Below are 18,629 nucleotides of genomic sequence, written 5' to 3'. Positions count from 1 at the left end.
AAAGTAGCCTATGGTTTAAAGAGTAAAATCACAAAAAAATGTTAATTCGATATTTTATATTCAATCTAAAAAAGAAGCCACCAAATCTAAATCTCTTCCAATAATGGCTTTTCCGTCTTTTATCACAATCGGGCGTTCAATTAAAATGGGATTGTCAACCATTGATTGAATTATTTGGTCGTTGGTCAATGTTTTTCCCTTATAGTTTTCAATCCAGATTTTTTCTTTAGTTCTGACTAATTGAAGTGGTTCAAGACCTAATTTTTGAAGTAAAACTTTTAAATCTTCAAATGATGGAGTCTCTGTTAAATAGGGAATGATTTCATATTCCTGGTTAGTCTGGTCCATAAAAGCAAGGCAGGTTCTTGATTTTCCGCAACGTGGATTATGATAAATTTGTATCATTTTGTTATATTTAGGATGTTGTAAGAATAGTTAATGCAAAAAAAGGTATTTTAGCAACACCAAAAGTAAGATTTACTTATTAAATTGAATCCTCATTTTTAAATTTTAAAATATGTTTTTAGAACAGGGAATTAAACCACAAAACAAATTTTGGCTCTATCTAATCGGATCCGTTTTAATTATTATTGCATCTTTTATAGGACAAATTCCTTTCTCTGCAGCACTTTTATATTCCAGTTTTGCAAACAAAAAAGCTTTCCCTACGGACAACGCTGGAGCTATGAGCGTTTTTGATCCCAATCTTACTTTGTTTTTGGTCATGATTTCTTTTGCTTTTGCTTTCGCAGGAATTTATTTTGTTGTTAAATATTTGCATAATCAAACACTTTTGTCGGTAACGACATCACGTAAAAAGGTAGATTTGAACCGTATTTTATTTTCATTTTTGTTATGGGCTGTATTTTCAGCTCTAAGTTTTTGGGCAATCTATATGAGATCTCCAGAGAATTTTGTCTGGAATTTTAAACTGCTGCCTTTCTTAATTTTAGTTGTAGTGGGTACAATATTTATTCCGATACAAACGAGTACTGAAGAATATGTTTTTAGAGGATATTTAATGCAGGGATTTGCTAATCTGGCTCAAAATAGATGGTTTCCACTTCTAATGACTTCGCTGATTTTTGGATCAATGCATGTTTTTAATCCTGAAGTTGCAAAAATGGGTTATGTTATTATGATTTATTATATTGGAACCGGATTGTTTCTGGGAATCATTACGTTAATGGATGAAGGAATGGAACTGGCTTTAGGTTTTCATGCTGCTAATAATTTGGTTGGAGCTATACTAGTTACTTCAGATTGGTCAGTGTTTCAGACTTATTCTATCTTTAAAGATATGTCAGAGCCTTCCGCTGGACTGGATGTGATTCTGCCTATTTTTGTGGTTTACCCAATTTTGCTTTTTATTTTTGCTAAAAAGTATAAATGGACTAATTGGAAAGAAAAGTTAACAGGGAAAATTACTACCTTAGAGACATCAAACTAAATACTTATGTTAGAATTAACACACAAGAACGTTCACAACCATTTTCGGATAAATGGATACCATTTAAGCGCAACTGATTTGTGCAGGGTGGCTTATGATTATATAAAAGAAGGTGATGTAAATGAACAGGCTATAGGCGAATTTTTACTGGATTGGTTCGATAATAAAGATTATATCGAAATGAGAACTTCGGGGACAACCGGACTTCCTAAGACTGTAAAATTAGAGAAACAAGCTATGATTCAATCAGCCTTGGCTACTGGAGATTTCTTTGAATTAGAGCCTCGTAATAAAGCTTTGCTGTGTTTGCCTGTAAAATTTGTTGCCGGTAAAATGATGTTGGTTCGAAGCTTAATTTTAGGTCTCGATTTAGATGTCGTAACACCAACTACAGAGCCGTTAGTGCTAAATGAAACCAAATACGATTTTGTTGCAATGGTACCTTTACAGGTTCAAAATTCGATTGAAGAATTAGTAAATGTAAAAAAGTTAATCATTGGAGGAGCAAAATTGGATTCGGCACTTGAAGCTAAATTATTGCCTTTGAAAACAGAGATTTACGAAACCTATGGTATGACAGAAACCATTACCCATATTGCTGCTAAAAAATTGGGGGAAAGTGTTTTTACTGTTTTACCAAATGTAAAAATAGCACAGGATGATCGTGGTTGTCTGGTGATTACAGTACCGTCAATTTCTGATGAGCCGATTATTACCAACGACTTAGTTGAAATAATAAGAGAAAATCAATTTATCTTTTTAGGAAGAATTGATAATGTGATTAATAGTGGAGGAGTGAAGCTGATTCCTGAACAAATAGAAGCAAAGCTGATTGAGAAATTAGATTCCAGATTTTTTGTGACCGGAATACCGGATGTTACTTTGGGAGAGAAATTAATTTTGGTTATTGAAGGGGAAAAACAAGATTTTGCTGCTGATTTTTTTGATGTTTTAGATAAGTACGAAAAACCAAAAGAAATAGTTTTTGTTCCGAAATTCAAGGAAAATGAAAATGGAAAGTTGTTAAGAAAGCCTAGCTTACTTTAATAGAAATTCCAAGAAAAAAAATCCAAATTCCGATTTTGGTATAGTCCCGCGGGACAGATAATGACTTCGGGTATTTTATAATCCTAAGGAAACAAAAAATTCCAAATCCCAATTATAAAGTTGGAATTTGGAATTTTTTTATTGGAATTTAATCCCACAAAGGTGGAATTTTAATTTTAAGCTTTACGTTCTAACAACGCCATGTAAAATCCATCAAAACCAGACTCAGAGGCCAAAATTTTACGATCTTTTATGAATGTAAATTGTTTTCCGATTTCAGTTTTTAAGAATTTCTCCACTTGCTCCTGATTCTCTGATGGCAATACAGAACAAGTTGCGTAAACTAATTTTCCGCCTGGTTTTACAATTTTAGAATAACTCTCTAAAACTTCGCTTTGAACTTTACGGATATTATCAATAAATTCAGGTTGTAATTTCCATTTCGCATCAGGATTTCTTTTTAAAACCCCTAAACCGCTACATGGTGCATCGATTAAAACACGGTCAGCTTTTTCGTGTAATTTTTTGATCACTTTTGTAGTGTCAATAATACGATATTCAATATTAAAAGCGCCATTTCTTTTCGCTCTTAATTTTAATTGTTTCAATTTGCTTTCGTACAAATCCATTGCAATCAATTGTCCTTTGTTTTCCATTAAAGAAGCAATATGCAATGTTTTTCCTCCGGCTCCGGCACAAGTGTCAACTACACGCATTCCGGGCTTTACATCAAGAAAACCGGCAACCAATTGTGAGTTGGCATCCTGAACTTCAAAAAGTCCTTGTTTAAAAGCGTCTGTTAAAAATACGTTTGCTCTTTCTTTTAAAACCAAAGCTTCCGGCTGATCTTTTAAATATTCTGTTTCAATATTTAAATCCATCAAGGTGTTTCTTAAGTTTTCTTTAGTTCCTTTAAGAGTATTGGTTCTTAAAATAACTTTTGCAGGTTGATTCTGAGCGGTAATTTCTTTAGACCAAACTGCTTCGCCAAGTTCTTTTACACCCAATTCATCCATCCAGTCCGGAATAGATTCTTTAAGTGCTCTGGTTTTTGAAAGTTCGTCAAAACGACCTTTAATTTTTCTTTCAGGAGTTCCTTCCAATTGTCTCCAATCCGGAATAGGATATCCTCTCAACACTGCCCAAACAGCAAACATTCTCCATAAATTGTCTCTGTCAAAAGGTTCCTTAACTTCGGCAATTTCAGCGTATAATCTTTTCCAACGAACAATTTCGTATATCGTTTCAGCAACAAATTTCCTGTCAGAACTTCCCCAACGTTTGTCTTTTTTTAATGCTCTTGCTACCACTTTATCTGCATATTCTCCTTCGTTGAAGATAGCATTTAAAGAATCGATGGTAGTATAAACTAAATTTCTGTGTAATCTCATTTTAATTATTTGAGTTGCAAAGGTACTATTAATTGATTGAAAGTTAAATTTTTAATTTTGATTCTTATTTTTCGACTTTCAGTAAAAGAAAAAAAACACTCTGATAAAGTTTAAAAGAGTGTTTTTCTAAGTTATTTACAAATGATTTATTTTATAATTCGGGTTAATCCGATATTTTCCGGAGCATGAAGCACCATTGGGAATTTCTCGATTTTTACTGAACTACTATCTAAACCAAAAGCTCTTTCTTCAGACAAACTCAGTTTCTTAATAAAGAAATAAGAGTTCATGATAATGTTTTCGTGCCATCTTAAATCATTGTCATTTGATAAAAACTTCTCAGACAATACAAATTTAAAGTCACCAATAATATTGTTTTTATTCAATGATTCGTAACGGCTCGTAATATCCACTTCTCCACGTTTTACCATGTCGCGAATTACTTCTCTAAACATCAAATTGATTTTAGTAGGCTCTCTAAACCCTAAATTAAAGTCAATTCTGTAAATATCGTCTTTCGCAATTTCGGTAACTTTATATTGTGTTTTATAAGGTTCTGTCAAAATATTAACGTGTACGAACCAATAGATATCAGCTCTTTTTGGACGTTTTTGTAAAATAGAGTAAATCACTTTTTCTTCCAATTCATCAACACGATTCGCATTAGTCATGTATACTAAATGCGTTGCATATTTAGGGATTGAAAGATCTTCGCTCAACTCCATTAAAACTTTCTTATAATCATCGATCTTGATGATTTTAGTGTAGCTTTTATTAATTTTCTTAGCCAAATACCAAATCGTCATGATCGAAATAAGCATTATTGCAATGATTAAAGTCACATAACCACCTTCGGCAAATTTGGTAATATTAGCAAAAAGAAAACTAAATTCAATTAATAAATAAATCGTGATCAAGGGAACCATAAAGTACAGTTTCACACGTTTCATGATTAAGTAATAATTCAGCAAAATAGTTGTCATGATCATACATAAGATAATAGCAAGACCATAAGCATGTTCCATATTTCCTGATTCCTGAAAGTGCAATACAATACCAACACAACCAAAAAACAATAACCAGTTAATTGATGGAATATATAATTGTCCTTTTACTTCAGTTGGATATTTGATTTTTACCTTCGGCCAGAAATTCAAACGCATTGCTTCATTTATCAATGTAAATGAACCACTAATAAGTGCCTGAGATGCAATTACAGCCGCTAAAGTAGCTACTACAATTCCGAATGGCAAAAACCAATGCGGCATAATAAGATAAAAAGGGTTTCCGTTTTCTCCGCCTAATTGTTGTAATGTATTTCCTTCGTGGTGAATTAAGTAAGCTGCCTGACCAAAATAATTTAAAACCAAAGTTGTTTTTACAAAGATCCAGCTAATTCTAATGTTTTTTCGTCCACAATGTCCCATATCTGAATACAATGCTTCAGCTCCTGTAGTACATAAAAATACAAATCCTAAAACGAAGAAACCATCAGGATGTATAGATAGCAAATGGTAAGCATAATATGGATTAATAGCTTTTATAACCTCTGGATGATCTAAAATTTGAATAGCTCCCAACGTACCTAACATCGCGAACCAAATTAACATCATAGGAGCGAAAAACTTACCAACTAGTTTAGTTCCAAATTGTTGAATGGTAAATAGTATGAATAAAATTCCAATTACAATATAGACAATGGTTGAAGTTTCCATTGTTGGATAGAATGCCCTGATTCCTTCTACGGCAGAGGAAATCGAAATGGGTGGGGTAATAATTCCGTCTGCAAGCAATGCACTTCCTCCAATAATGGCGGGCACGATGAGCCACTGAATTTTGGTTTTTTTAACTAAGGCATACAAAGCAAAAATACCGCCTTCGCCATGATTATCTGCACTTAACGTGATAAGTACATATTTTATAGTGGTTTGCAATGTCAATGTCCAGAAGACACAAGAGATACCTCCTAAAACGATGTCCGCATTGATGATATGATCACCTAAAATGGCTTTCATTACATACAATGGAGATGTACCAATATCTCCATAAATAATTCCTAATGTGATCAATAAACCTCCAATAGACAACTTACTGTGTAAGTTTTTATGCGCTGCGCTCATGTATATTTTTATAAAAGACGGTTGCAAATTTACTGTTTTAAAATAAATTAGCGTCAATTAATAGTAAAAATAAAAAAAAGCACAATTAAACAATTGTGCTTTTAGTTTTTACTGAAATATGGTTTCAGATTAAATTCTTCTACCGTTACCTCTTGAGCCGCCTGAGTTGTTCTCTCTTTGCGATTGACCTCCTCCTCTTGATTCCTGACTTACTCGCGGTGCTTCAGATCTTTGAGGACTTTGAGTAGTTTGCGGTCTTGCAGCATTGGTTCTGTTTTCAGAGTAGTTTCTTGACGTTTCTGCTCTTGGCGACGGAGCTGTTCTATTTGAGTTCATTCTGTTTTCAGAATTTCCTCTTGAGTTATTTGTGTTATAGTCTGAGTTTCTAGGTGCTTCAGCTCTTGGAGTTGCAGCGGTTCTGTTTGTATTAATTCTATTTTCAGAATTTCCTCTTGAATTATTGTTTTCAGAATAATCACGTCTTGGTTCAGCGTTTCTCTGTGTGCTTTCAACTCTTGAAGGTGTGCTTACTCTGTTTTGATTGTCTTTTGATGAAACACGATTTGAGTTGTAGTTTCTATCAGAGTTTGTTCTGTTTTGACTATAATCTCTGTTTGAATTTGTGGTATTGTTGCCAGAAACCCTATTCGTGTTAGATCTGTTGCTGTTGTAAACATTAGAATTTCTGTTTGTTTCTCTGCTCGCAACACGTCTTTGATCTAATTCATATCTATTACTAACATTTGAATGTCTTTGTGCAAAACTATTGTTTGGACGCATTCTTTCATATCCGTAAGTACGTCTTGATTCGTACAATGCAGGAGCTCTGTAGCTTCTTCTGGTATTAACATAATTGTAATGATTATTTACGTTTATGCATACATTAATGTTATTTCTGTATCTGTAAATTGGATAAGGTCTCCATGCATAATAATAAGTTGGATAATAACCCCAAGTCCAGGTAGAGATATAAGGTCTGTAGTTTGTTATCCAAAATGAGGTATAAATTACCGGAACAACACTGTAAACAGGCTCATAAATATAGTTGGCTCCGTATAAATAGCTGTTTCCAACAACCTGCACATTTACCTGATTGTAATTATCTCTCTCTACATCAATTGTGGCAATATCCTGATACACATCTCGATCAAGAACTGCCTGAATAATTACAACGTGAGTTCTCGATTCTACAGATTCGATTACACGAAGATAGTCAACCTGATCATCTCCATTTAAATCTAGATTTGATATTTGATATTTTGGATCATTTAAACGTCTTTCAAAATCCTGAAGATTAGCTGATTCTCCAAAAATGGAGGCAACCGCTCTTAAATCTAAATTATCGCTGATATCTGAATTTTTCGCATATACTGTGGTTTGGCTTTGTACAGAACAAGAGCTAAGACCTATTGCTAAGAACACTAAAAAAAGTACTTTGGCTTTCATGGCAAATCATATTAAGATTAATATTCAGGGATATCCAATTACTGTGCCAGAAAAAAAAACAAAAGCTATTTTATATGTTATAAATAATTGTATTTTAGCAACACCTAAATCTCTACCTATATGAAGAAAGTATTATTGTTTTGTTGCGCTTTTGTTTTATTCATGTCCTTTAAAACGCTGAATAACAAGAGTGAAAAGTTGTTTTTGAATGGTTTTACATCAATGCAGGTGGATACTTTATTTAAGGATAAAATTAGTATTAGAGCCATTTCTATTGATAAGGATAAAATTTGGTACGGTGGAGATAATTCTCGTTTTGGATATTATGATTTAGAAAAAAAAGAAAAATTTGAAGAGCATATTTACCGCGATACCTTGAAGTTAGAATTCAGAAGTATTGCCCAAAATTCAAAAAATATCTTTTTATTGAGCGTAGGAAATCCCGCACTTCTTTATCAGGTTTCTAAAAAAGATCACAAAGTAAAATTAGTTTACAAAGAAATTAATCCTAAAGTTTTTTACGATAGTATGCAATTTTGGAATGATAAAGAAGGGATTGCGATAGGAGATCCGACTGAAGATACTTTCTCAATTATTGTTACACGTGACGGGGGTGAATCCTGGACAAAATTATTATCGGATAAATTACCGACTAATGCTCAGGGTGAAGCAGCTTTTGCAGCCAGTAATACAAATATTGTAATAAATGGGGATGAAACCTGGCTGGTTTCCGGAGGTAAAAAAGCACGTGTTTTTTATTCTCCTGATAAAGGGAAAACATGGAAAGTAACTGAGACCCCTATTGTTCAGGGGAAAACAATGACAGGTATTTTTACTGCTGATTTTTACGATTCTAAACACGGATTTATTGCAGGTGGCGATTATGAACTTCCGAACAATAAATCTGGAAATAAGGCCTTTACTACTGATGGTGGAAAAACCTGGCAGATAATTGGGCAGAACATGGGATTTGGGTATGCATCATGTGTACAATATGTTCCGGGAGGAAATGGTAAAGAAATTATTTGTGTTGGTTCAGAAGGAATACAATATTCTCAAAATGGAGGAGAAAACTGGACGCAATTATCAACTGATTCAAAGCTTTTTACAATTCGTTTCATCAATCGAAACACTGCAATTGCGGCAGGTCATAACAAAATGGTAAGACTACGCTTTAAATAAAAAATAAATAGTTTAAAAATAATAAGCCCCCTAAATAATAAAGTAAGTATTATTATATAGGGGGCTTATCGCTGTTGTTTCTTTATTATTTTCCAGCCTTATCGCGATATTGTTTTAGCAATTTTCGGTTAAAATCATCTTCTGATTTTTTAAGCTTTAATATCTTTTTTGCCGAAAGTATCTTCTTTAGGTTGGACATGTATTTTTCACGCAAAAGATAAAGTTCTTTGTCTGTGCTTTCTATTTGACATAGCAGACTAGCGGCTTCTTTTTCTGAAATTGAATTAATTTTGTCATCATCCAGCTTGCGCAGATACGTTTTCATTTTCTCGTGACGCAATTCATATTGCTTGTCATCAAAAGCATTATAAATAGGCCAGAATTTTTCTGCTTCTGTAGAAGTAAGCTCCAGTTCTGTTGTTAAAAATGATACTTTGTAGGCTTTAATTTTCTCGCGTTTTTCATCTACTTTATCATTTTGGGCATAAAATGAGAAACTGATTAAGAACATCAATAGCGGTAGTATGTTTTTAATTTTCATCTTTTTAAGTTTTTGTTTTATTCTGAAATTAAGTTTTCAATATTAGGATTGGAAGACAAAATATCTTCTAATGTTTCTTGTTCAAGTGCTACGCCTTTATTTAGTTTGTCAATATCTTTTGTATCAAGTTCTTTCATTAAATCATATTGATTTAAATTGGATTGATAAGATAAATAAGTTTCTAATGTCGCTTCATCAAGTTCTTTTGATGTTGCATTGTAATTGTTTACTACAGGAATCATCAGAGTTGCCACAACTGCGGCAGCAGCAACCAGTGAAAGTACTTTTTTACGTTTGTAAATCGGAATTACTTTTACTTCTTTTTCGTCGTTTATTTGCTGTAAAACTTTTGCCGATAAAGTATCAAAATAATGATCCGGAGTTTTAAATCCGCTTTGTATTTTCGGTTCGTTTTCTAATTTAAATGCTTTCATAATGTCTATAAGATAGGTTTAGTTACAAAAGGTTTAATTTGACGTAACATATAATTCAATTTTTTTAACCGCATGATGATAAGAAGCTTTCAATGCACCTACTGATGTACCTAAAATTTCTGCAATTTCTTCGTATTTTAATTCTTCAAAATATTTCATTTTAAAGACTAATTGTTGTTTTTCGGGCAAGGTGACAATTGCTTTTTGGAGTTTAATCTGAATTTCATCCCCGTCAAAATAAGTATCAGCTTTTAAATTGTCTATGGCTTTATTTTGTAAAGCTTCAGATGTTATTCCGTTTAGCTTTGCTTTTTGGTTTAAGAATGTCAAGGCTTCATTTGTTGCAATACGATATATCCAGGAAAAGAGTTTGCTTTCTCCCTTGAAGCTTTTTAGGTACTGAAATACTTTTACAAAAGTATTTTGTAAAACATCATCGGCATCATCATGATTCAAAACAATGTTTCGAATATGATTATACAATGGTTTTTGATAATCAGACAAGAGTTTTTGAAACGCAACATTCTGCGTTTTAGGATCTAATAATTGTGCTATAAATTCCTTCTCGTTTGTCAAGCTTTAACCTTTATCTTGTTACAACATATAAAGTTAGGAATTTTAACCTTATAATGATTAGAATGAATTAGGAGCAAAAGGTTTAATCGTCTTTACTTTTTTTTAGAATTCTGAGTCTTCTTCTTCAGTTGTTTTTGGTGCAGCAGGAGCAGGAGTTGCCGGTCTTGCAGTTTGTGGTTCTGTTTGAGGTTGATAAACAGGAACTTTTGCAACCGGTATTACTTTAGGTTTTGTTGGAAAATAGATTTCCGTCATTAGTTTTGATGGGCTTTTTGTGTCCATTTTGTTAATAGTCAATATCTCAAGGTGTGACCAGCTTAAATCCGGAACAATTTTTTCATTGTTAATAAAAGCTGTTGTTTTAGCAATAGCTTCGTTTGTATGGGTGTAGTCTCCTTTTAAAGTTGTTTTTACAGCTTCAAATCCATTTAGTTTGCCTGCCGTAATATCACTTCCTGCACTTGTTGAAATTTCTTTATTTATAGGTAAACAGATTGAAATTTTTGCCAATCCGCTTGCGGTGTCATAAGTATGATAAATGATGAAAGGTTTTCCGTTCGTAGCTAAACCGTTTGTTTCGCTGAATTCTATAAGCTTCGGAATTACGATTCGGGCATTTTTATTTACCTTCAGAATTTCGCTAGTGAAAGTCTGTTTGATGTAAGGTGTCTCAATTTTTTTAACTACTCCGTTAACTTTTATTGCATAAGTTCTGGTTTCGTAATCCAGGTTTTTATCGATGTTGGCAAGGCTCTTTTCAGAAATGGTTCCAATAATATTATCTGAACCACCATTTAAAGCAGTGTAAATTTTAAATAAGAAACTCATAGTTCCTTTGGCTTTCCAGGTTACTTTTGTTTTACCTGCCAAAGTATCTTTAAATGTCCAGTTGATATCTGCTGCTGTACCGTCAAAATTCATTTTTTGCTGAATGCTTTCTCCTTCTTTTGTTTTTAAGGTTATTGCATTTCCTTTTCCATCAGAACCTTCCCAATAAAAAGAGGCACCATTACCAGCTGTTTTGTTTGGAAAAGTCATTCTCATTGTAGGATCTTCTACTGACCAGGATTCAAAATCTTCATAATTTCTAAAATCGTTTATGTAGTTATAAACAGTCGATCGGGGAGAGTTGATGACTTTGCTTCTTTCTACAGAAAAAATCCCTTTTTGTGTAGCAACAAAAACGGTTAACGCAACTAAGCTTAATAACGATAAAAGAAATAAATATTTTAAAATCTTCATTGGTGGTAGGTTGTTTGGTGTCGTAAAGTTATAAATTTTATTACTAGTCGCACTATAGCAGAAAAAAAATAAAAATATACTTTTTAAATTGTTTTTTCTGGTAAAAAATAACTTTGAGCAGAACGATTCTGATGAAGTTTAATTGTGAAACTTCGACATTTATTTTATATTTTTAAATATAGAAATAAATTACGAAAATTACCTTTTAAAAAAGAATTTGATGACAAATAGTATCGCAATAAAAAGAAGAAAAACGATTAATACTTTATAGTTTCCCTTGTAAAAAATCTTGTGCAATGCAAGATCTTTTCGATAAGCAAATATCATTACGATTACAAAGGCGATGAAAAAACAGACTGCGAATATTAATTGTCCCTGACTAAACATAGTTAAAATAATTTTTGACAAATTTAGAGAATTGTATATGAATAGTTGCTAATTTGGCTTTTCATTTCATTAAAAAACAAATTTATCTATATATGAAAAAACAAATAGACGCGGTAAAGGAATTTCATACTGCTTTTAAAATAGGACACAGCGAAACCCCGATTGCAGATGTGGGCGAAACTAAAAAATATCTTCGTTATAATTTGATGAAGGAAGAGAACGAAGAATATCTCGATGCAGTACAAAATAATGATTTGGTTGAAATTGCAGATGCTCTTGGAGATATGATGTATATTTTGTGCGGAACCATTATTGAACATGGTTTGCAGGATAAAATCGAAGCTGTTTTTGATGAAATTCAACGTAGTAATATGAGTAAATTAGGTGAAGATGGTCAGCCCATTTATCGTGAAGACGGAAAAGTAATGAAAGGGCCGAATTATTTTAAACCCGATTTTTCAAAACTTTTATAACGAAGATTAACCGCAAAGAACGCTAAGTTTTTTTTCTTGAGTTCCTATAAAAACACAAAGTTCGCAAAGCTTTGTGTTATTTTTGTGAAAAAATAAAACCCGACAGCTTTAGCTGTCGGGTTTTTGTATTTAATATCCTTTTTTGATTACTGAACTTTAACAGTCCAGCCAAAAGTATCTTCAGAAAGTTTGTTTTGAAGACTTGTTAGTTTTTCTTTTAAAAGAGAAGCATAAGAATTTTCAATTGGAGTCATTTCATAATAAACATCCTGATAAGAGAATCCTTTGATTACGCTTATAACTGCTGCAGTTCCGGCTCCAAAAATTTCTTTTAAAGATCCGTTTTTAGCTGCTTCTACTAATTCTGATACAAGAACAGGACGAACTTCTACATTTAATCCTTCTTTTTCGGCCATAGCAATCAAACTTTTTCTGGTGATACCATCTAAAATTCTTTCGCTTGTTGGAGCAGTCATTAAGGTATCATTAATTCTGAAGAAAACGTTCATTGTTCCCGCTTCTTCTAATTTAGTATGCGTTGCATCATCTGTCCAGATTACTTGTTGGAAACCGTCTTTGTTGGCCAAATTAGTTGGGTAAAACTGTGCAGCATAATTTCCTGCCGCTTTTGCAGCTCCAATTCCACCATTTGCTGCTCTACTATAATGTTCAGCAATAATTACTTTCACTTCGCCTCCATAATATGATTTTGCAGGAGAAAGTAAAATCATGAATTTATATTCGTCAGACGGATTAGCAATAACACCAGGTCCCGTAGCAATCATAAAAGGACGAATGTACATACTTGCTCCGTTTCCTCTTTGAATCCATTCCTGATCGATTTTTAATAATTCATTCAAACCATCCATAAAAATAGCTTCCGGAACTTCTGGCATTGCCATACGTACAGCAGAATTATTAAAACGTTTGTAGTTTTCATCAGGTCTAAACAACCAAACATCATTATTTTCATCTTTATAAGCTTTCATTCCTTCAAAAATAGCCTGACCGTAATGAAAGACTTTTGAAGAAGGATCCATTAAAATAGGAGCATACGGCTTAATGACAGGATTTTGCCATTCTCCATTTTTAAAATCACATTCGAATAAATGGTCTGTAAAAACAGCACCAAAGCTTAAGTTTTCAAAGTCTACAGTGCTTATTTTTGACGACGTAGCTTTTCTGATTTCAATTTTGCTTGTTTGAGTTGTACTCATAATAATATATGTTTTATGTAATTTTCATCTCAACAGAAAGAGTTCTAACGTGATGATTTGGTGTAAAATAGGTTTTATTAAATGCAAAATTAAGTAAAAATATATAAATTACTTGCTAAAACTGTATTAATTACGGCCTTTAACTGAGATTTATTTATCTTATAATAAACCTAAAAAAATCACTTACTTTTATAAAGAATTTATGAAAAAAGTATCGTTTTTTAAGGCTTTACGCATTTGTTTTGACTAAATTTGACTAGTAAAATGGTCTGAAAAACAATAAAATCAGATTGTAAATATTGAAAAAGGTGGAAAGAGAAATAATTAAAACGCTAGATGGTTCAACAACAATTCATTTGAAAGAGTGGGATGAATGTTATCACTCGAAGCACGGTGCTATTCAGGAAGCAAAACATGTTTTTATAAAAAACGGACTTTCATTATTTGAAAAAGATCCGGTTAGTATTCTTGAAATTGGTTTTGGCACCGGTTTAAATGCTTTTATTACTTTTTTAGAAGCAATCCAAAAAAATCAGAAGATCGATTATGTTGGGGTAGAAGCATACCCTGTAAATGCTGAAGAAGTTTTAGCCATGAATTATGTAGAAGAGCTGGAAGCATTGGAATTTCATAACATTTTTGAGAAAATGCATAAATGTGAATGGGATAATAAAGTGGAAATTTGCGATCAGTTCTCGTTAACTAAAAGGAAACAATTTTTTGATGAAATCGACGATTTTGAAACTTTTGATTTGATTTACTTTGATGCCTTCGGATATCGTGTACAACCCGAATTATGGAGTACTGAAATTTTTCAGAAAATGTACAATAGTTTAAAACCAAATGGCGTTTTAGTGACATATGCTGCTCGCGGAGTTGTTAAAAGAAGCATGATTGCTGTTGGTTTTACTGTCGAAAAATTAGCCGGACCTCCAGGGAAACGAGAAATGTTTCGAGCCTTTAAAAGGGTTTAAATTAGTTATTTATAACGGTTCTATATTGATTTATCTGTACTAAGAAAACGGTTTCGTTGCTAAAGTTTTTAAAAAAAATAGTTAAAATAAAGCTTTGTATGTGTTATTTGTTTAAATTTGGTGCGAGTTTAGAAATATAGATAACCCCCAAAAATCTTATTTTATTATGTCAAAAATGATGTTTGATTACACGAAATCAATACTTGAGAGAGTTAGTTTCGATCCGATACTTTTCTGCAAAGAGCTGGAAAAAGCTATCAAAACACTGTTACCGTATGAGATGGAACAATTGCAAGAATGGTTATTAAATTTTATTATTGAAAAACCAGAATTAAAACAAAGTCTACTACTAATTAAAGTATAAAGAAAAAGGAGCCAAATTGGCTCCTTTTTTATTTTTATTTCTTTGATAGCGGACTGATGATTTGCACATTCTGAAAAACTATTGCTCCTTTAACGACTCCGGCAATAGTGGATCGAAGCGCGTCAATGATTTGCATTTTTAATTCGCTCTTCGGGTAAATTAAACTTACCTCACGAGCAGGCTTTGGTTCCTTAAAATTACGTAGTTTCAGTTTATCGGAATCTTTTAGATCCATGGTGTGCAAGTACGGTAGTAACGTTGTGCCCAAGCCTTCGTCGGCCAATTTTATCAGTGTTTCAAAACTTCCACTTTGAATCTGAAAATTGTTTTGTTCGACGTCAGTTCCGTTTTTGCATAAATTCAAAATACCATCTCTAAAACAATGCCCGTCCTGCAAAAGCAAAATTTCGTTGATATTTAAGTCGGCTACCTCAATTTCTTCTTTCTGAAAATTAGCATGTTGTTCCGGTATGTAAGCCACAAACGGCTCGAAATACAAAACAATTTCTTTTATTTTTTCGTCTTCAAGCGGAGTAGCGGCAATGGCAGCATCAAGATGGCCATTTTTAAGTTTCACAATAATTTCATCTGTATTCAGCTCTTCGATTAAGAGTTTTACTTTTGGATATTTTTTAATGAAATTGTTCAGGAACATTGGTAAAAGCGTTGGCATAATCGTCGGTATAATTCCCAAACGGAATTCTCCCCCAATGAAACCTTTTTGCTGTTCTACAATATCTTTGATTCTATCTGCTTCGTTTACAATGTTTTTAGCCTGATTTACAATTTTCTGACCAATGTCTGTAAGTTGAATAGGTTTTTTGCTTCTGTCGAAAATTAAAATGTTAAGTTCTTCTTCAATTTTCTGAATCTGCATGCTTAAAGTGGGTTGCGTCACAAAACATTTTTCGGCAGCAAGAGTAAAGTTTTTGTGTTCGGCAACTGCTAACACATATTGTAATTGAGTTATCGTCATTTTGATAGTATTTTGTGATGCAAAAATAAGAAAATATAATTTTTTTTTATAACTTTTTTTAAGGAGTTACTTTAAATTTGTAGTAACTTACTGTAAAATAATAAAAACATGAAAACGAATATTTTAGGATTACCTGTAAAAGAGTCAGAATTGTTAGTAAAAGAATTGAATGTCTTATTGTCTAATTTTCAGGTTTACTACCAAAATTTAAGAGGGATACATTGGAATATTAGAGGAAAACGTTTCTTTGATTTACATGTAAAATTTGAGGAATTATACACAGATTCTCAATTAAAAATTGATATGATAGCAGAGAGAGTTTTGACAATTGGCGGAACTCCTTTACATACTTTTGAAGACTATATAAAAAACAACAAATTGACAGTTGGAAAAAATATTTCAAATGATGAAAAAGCGGTTCAATTGATCGTACATTCTTTATCAGATTTACTTAAAATTGAAAGAGAAATCTTAAATCAGTCAGCTGAAATCAATGATGAAGGGACAAATTCTATGATGAGTGACTTCATTGCGGAGCAGGAAAAAACGATTTGGATGATGAATGCATGGCTTGAAGAAGAGTTGTAATTCGTTGTTTATAAATAATTTAAAAAGCAGTATTGTCGCCATAGATGATACTGCTTTTTTTTCGAATGTTAAATTTCTATAAAAATTTTTGCTTCAAGCTTTGATTTTATTTGTTTAACACTATTTTTGCGACAATGAAATTACTCGCTCGCATATTATTATTCATATTTATTGCTTTCCTGGCAACGCCTACTGTTGTGACGTTGATGAAGAAAAGTAATGATACGTCTATATTCTTTAGTTTTTCTGAAGAGGAGCACTCACACAAAGAACTTAAGGCTGCTGTTTATCCGGCAATACTTCACCATGAAGTTGTAATGCCTGCTTATATTGAAAAAAAGACCATCGTGTCTGAAAATATTGTAAAATTAGACAATATTTCTCCGAGCATATTTGCTCCACCTCCCAATTTAGTATAATACTTCCGATTATTTTAAACTAACTGTATTTATAGTAGATGCAGTAGATCTTTAATGTATCAATTTTTAGTATTGTATTATGTCAAAAAAAATTAATCTTTTTGCCAACCTTAAATCTGATTTTGCTTCAGGTTTGGTGGTTTTCTTGGTGGCTCTTCCATTGTGTTTAGGTATTGCAATGGCTTCTGGAGCGCCATTATTTTCTGGAATTATCGCAGGTGTTGTTGGTGGTATTGTGGTAGGTTTTTTAAGCCAGTCACATATTAGTGTATCTGGTCCGGCAGCTGGTCTAACAGCTATTATTCTTACCGCTATCACTGATTTTGGTGCCTTCGATGTTTTTTTAATGTCTGTTTTTATTGCTGGATTAATTCAATTAGCATTAGGATTTTTAAAAGCCGGAAGTATTTCAAATTATTTTCCAACCAATGTAATCGAGGGAATGCTTGCGGGTATCGGGATTATTATTATTCTGAAACAATTGCCACATGCTTTTGGTTATGATGCTGATTTTGAAGGTGATCAGGCTTTTATTCAGAATGATGGTAGCAATTCATTCTCCTTTTTATTTGATGTAATTAATCATATTCAATTAGGAGCTGTAGTTATTTCGTTAGTTTCATTTGTAATATTAATTGCCTGGGATAAAGTTCCTTTTTTAAAGAAATTAAAGCTAGTTCCGGGAGCACTTATCGCGGTTATTGCAGGTGTAGTCTTAAATGAAGTTTTTACTTCTACAGGAAGCTCATTGGCAATTGCAAAAGAACATTTGGTTTCTTTGCCAGTTCCAAAATCTTTTGACGAATTTAAATCAATTCTTATTACACCAAATTTTGCCGCTGTAACAAATCCGCAGGTTTGGGTAGTAGCTGTTACAATTGCCATTGTAGCTTCTATTGAAACTTTATTATGTATTGAAGCTGCTGACAGAATGGACGTTCAAAAACGTTATACCAATACAAACGTTGAGTTAAGAGCTCAGGGGATTGGTAACATTGTGAGTTCACTTTTAGGAGGTTTACCAATGACATCAGTTGTGGTTAGATCATCTGCAAATAACAATGCAGGTGCAAAATCTAAGATGTCTGCTATTATTCACGGTGTACTTTTATTAGTAAGTGTATTGAGTATTCCGGCAATATTAAATAAAATTCCGTTAGCTACTTTAGCAACTGTTTTAATATTAGTTGGATACAAATTAGCCAAGCCGGCAACTTTCTTGCATTTCTGGGAAAAAGGAAAATACCAATTCGTACCTTTTATTGCCACTCTAGTATTTGTTGTAGCGACAGATTTATTGAAAGGTGTTGCATTAGGAATTATCATCAGTATTATTTTTGTATTGAGAGGAAACCTGAAAAGAGCTTACAGCTTTAAAAAGGAAGAGTACGAAGATGGAGATGTTATTCATATCGACTTAGCTCAGGAAGTTTCTTTCTTAAACAAAGCGGCTATCAAGTTGACATTGAATGAAATTCCAGAAAATTCAAAAGTGATCATCAACGCGCATGATACGGAATATATCGCACATGATGTTTTGGATTTAATTCGTGAGTTTAAAGAAACTCGTGCTATTGATGAAAATATCAAAGTAAAACTGAAAGGTTTTAAGAAAGCTTACGAGTTAGAAAACACACCTGACAAAGATAATCACGTTACAATCGAACATTATTATGATGTTGCGAAGAGAGCATTGGTTAAAAAAGAAACAGTAAAAAAATAAATTAAGGTATTTCTGCAGTGGTAGAACCATCAAAATTTAGGTAACTTTACATAAGTTCTTTTGGTACGTTTAATCACAT

20 protein-coding genes are annotated in these 18,629 nt (G+C 32.7%); 9 read left to right on the top strand and 11 right to left on the bottom strand.

Annotation, left to right across the window (positions count from 1 at the left end):
• Positions 1-60: 60 nt before the first annotated feature.
• Positions 61-405 carry an arsenate reductase family protein gene (locus AC3ITQ_RS21265; protein ID WP_489236073.1) on the bottom strand — a complete coding sequence of 115 codons (345 nt, stop codon included), beginning with the start codon at positions 403-405 and terminating at the stop codon, positions 61-63.
• Between the two features lie 112 nt (positions 406-517).
• Here AC3ITQ_RS21265 and AC3ITQ_RS21260 point away from each other — a divergent pair, with 112 nt between their 5' ends.
• Together AC3ITQ_RS21260 and AC3ITQ_RS21255 are read left to right on the top strand one after the other, a co-directional pair.
• Positions 518-1,450 (top strand): CPBP family intramembrane glutamic endopeptidase, encoded by a 933-nt coding sequence (locus AC3ITQ_RS21260; protein ID WP_489236072.1) that lies wholly within the window; start codon positions 518-520, stop codon positions 1,448-1,450.
• 6 nt (positions 1,451-1,456) lie between these two features.
• Positions 1,457-2,497, top strand: a complete 1,041-nt coding sequence (locus AC3ITQ_RS21255; protein WP_489236071.1) for an AMP-binding protein — start codon at positions 1,457-1,459, stop codon at positions 2,495-2,497.
• Positions 2,498-2,673: 176 nt separating this feature from the next.
• Here the strand turns inward: AC3ITQ_RS21255 and AC3ITQ_RS21250 are convergent, their stop codons facing one another.
• From AC3ITQ_RS21250 to AC3ITQ_RS21240, 3 genes are all read right to left on the bottom strand, one after another.
• Positions 2,674-3,888, bottom strand: a complete 1,215-nt coding sequence (locus tag AC3ITQ_RS21250) for an RsmB/NOP family class I SAM-dependent RNA methyltransferase (protein ID WP_194656942.1) — start codon at positions 3,886-3,888, stop codon at positions 2,674-2,676.
• A 146-nt stretch (positions 3,889-4,034) separates the two neighbouring features.
• On the bottom strand, positions 4,035-6,008 hold the full coding sequence (locus AC3ITQ_RS21245) for a KUP/HAK/KT family potassium transporter (RefSeq protein ID WP_072972711.1): 1,974 nt from the start codon (positions 6,006-6,008) through the stop codon (positions 4,035-4,037).
• Between the two features lie 129 nt (positions 6,009-6,137).
• On the bottom strand, positions 6,138-7,454 hold the full coding sequence (locus AC3ITQ_RS21240; protein WP_489236070.1) for a hypothetical protein: 1,317 nt from the start codon (positions 7,452-7,454) through the stop codon (positions 6,138-6,140).
• 120 nt (positions 7,455-7,574) lie between these two features.
• Between AC3ITQ_RS21240 and AC3ITQ_RS21235 the strand changes: the two genes are divergently transcribed.
• Positions 7,575-8,636, top strand: a complete 1,062-nt coding sequence (locus tag AC3ITQ_RS21235) for a WD40/YVTN/BNR-like repeat-containing protein (protein WP_489236069.1) — start codon at positions 7,575-7,577, stop codon at positions 8,634-8,636.
• A gap of 85 nt (positions 8,637-8,721) precedes the next feature.
• Here AC3ITQ_RS21235 and AC3ITQ_RS21230 read toward each other — a convergent pair whose 3' ends face one another.
• The 5 genes from AC3ITQ_RS21230 to AC3ITQ_RS21210 all read right to left on the bottom strand — a co-directional run bounded on the left by AC3ITQ_RS21230 (position 8,722) and on the right by AC3ITQ_RS21210 (position 11,816).
• A complete protein-coding gene (locus AC3ITQ_RS21230) occupies positions 8,722-9,177 on the bottom strand; it encodes a sensor of ECF-type sigma factor (RefSeq protein ID WP_375032646.1) in 456 nt (151 codons plus the stop codon).
• Between the two features lie 17 nt (positions 9,178-9,194).
• Positions 9,195-9,611: a hypothetical protein gene (locus AC3ITQ_RS21225; RefSeq protein WP_489236068.1), complete on the bottom strand. Its 417-nt coding sequence runs from the start codon at positions 9,609-9,611 to the stop codon at positions 9,195-9,197.
• 33 nt (positions 9,612-9,644) lie between these two features.
• Positions 9,645-10,187, bottom strand: a complete 543-nt coding sequence (locus AC3ITQ_RS21220; protein ID WP_489236067.1) for an RNA polymerase sigma factor — start codon at positions 10,185-10,187, stop codon at positions 9,645-9,647.
• 102 nt (positions 10,188-10,289) lie between these two features.
• Positions 10,290-11,429 carry an SRPBCC family protein gene (locus AC3ITQ_RS21215; protein WP_489236066.1) on the bottom strand — a complete coding sequence of 380 codons (1,140 nt, stop codon included), beginning with the start codon at positions 11,427-11,429 and terminating at the stop codon, positions 10,290-10,292.
• 198 nt (positions 11,430-11,627) lie between these two features.
• On the bottom strand, positions 11,628-11,816 hold the full coding sequence (locus tag AC3ITQ_RS21210) for a hypothetical protein (protein ID WP_072972699.1): 189 nt from the start codon (positions 11,814-11,816) through the stop codon (positions 11,628-11,630).
• Positions 11,817-11,908: 92 nt separating this feature from the next.
• Between AC3ITQ_RS21210 and AC3ITQ_RS21205 the strand changes: the two genes are divergently transcribed.
• Positions 11,909-12,289 (top strand): pyrophosphohydrolase domain-containing protein, encoded by a 381-nt coding sequence (locus AC3ITQ_RS21205; protein WP_194656934.1) that lies wholly within the window; start codon positions 11,909-11,911, stop codon positions 12,287-12,289.
• A 146-nt stretch (positions 12,290-12,435) separates the two neighbouring features.
• On the opposite strand, the gene AC3ITQ_RS21200 is transcribed toward AC3ITQ_RS21205, so the two are convergent.
• Positions 12,436-13,506, bottom strand: coding sequence for a branched-chain amino acid aminotransferase (locus AC3ITQ_RS21200; RefSeq protein WP_375032653.1), 1,071 nt, complete (start codon positions 13,504-13,506; stop codon positions 12,436-12,438).
• A gap of 308 nt (positions 13,507-13,814) precedes the next feature.
• On the opposite strand from AC3ITQ_RS21200, the gene mnmC2 reads away from it, so the two are divergent.
• Positions 13,815-14,480, top strand: coding sequence for a tRNA (5-methylaminomethyl-2-thiouridine)(34)-methyltransferase MnmC2 (gene mnmC2 / locus AC3ITQ_RS21195; protein WP_489236065.1), 666 nt, complete (start codon positions 13,815-13,817; stop codon positions 14,478-14,480).
• A gap of 166 nt (positions 14,481-14,646) precedes the next feature.
• Positions 14,647-14,844 (top strand): hypothetical protein, encoded by a 198-nt coding sequence (locus tag AC3ITQ_RS21190; RefSeq protein ID WP_017496117.1) that lies wholly within the window; start codon positions 14,647-14,649, stop codon positions 14,842-14,844.
• 34 nt (positions 14,845-14,878) lie between these two features.
• Here AC3ITQ_RS21190 and AC3ITQ_RS21185 read toward each other — a convergent pair whose 3' ends face one another.
• Positions 14,879-15,820: a LysR substrate-binding domain-containing protein gene (locus tag AC3ITQ_RS21185; protein ID WP_194656931.1), complete on the bottom strand. Its 942-nt coding sequence runs from the start codon at positions 15,818-15,820 to the stop codon at positions 14,879-14,881.
• A 108-nt stretch (positions 15,821-15,928) separates the two neighbouring features.
• Here AC3ITQ_RS21185 and AC3ITQ_RS21180 point away from each other — a divergent pair, with 108 nt between their 5' ends.
• The 3 genes from AC3ITQ_RS21180 (at position 15,929) to AC3ITQ_RS21170 (ending at position 18,550) form a co-directional block, all read left to right on the top strand.
• A complete protein-coding gene (locus AC3ITQ_RS21180; protein WP_194656930.1) occupies positions 15,929-16,408 on the top strand; it encodes a Dps family protein in 480 nt (159 codons plus the stop codon).
• A 134-nt stretch (positions 16,409-16,542) separates the two neighbouring features.
• Positions 16,543-16,827 (top strand): hypothetical protein, encoded by a 285-nt coding sequence (locus tag AC3ITQ_RS21175; protein ID WP_072972689.1) that lies wholly within the window; start codon positions 16,543-16,545, stop codon positions 16,825-16,827.
• 79 nt (positions 16,828-16,906) lie between these two features.
• Complete coding sequence (locus AC3ITQ_RS21170) at positions 16,907-18,550, top strand: SulP family inorganic anion transporter (RefSeq protein WP_375032657.1); 1,644 nt, start codon at positions 16,907-16,909, stop codon at positions 18,548-18,550.
• Positions 18,551-18,629: the final 79 nt, after the last annotated feature.

Source organism: Flavobacterium sp. KH_001, from assembly GCF_057840745.1.
The sequence above is the reverse complement of the archived record's forward strand: the minus strand, read 5'-3'. Positions and strand labels throughout refer to the sequence as shown.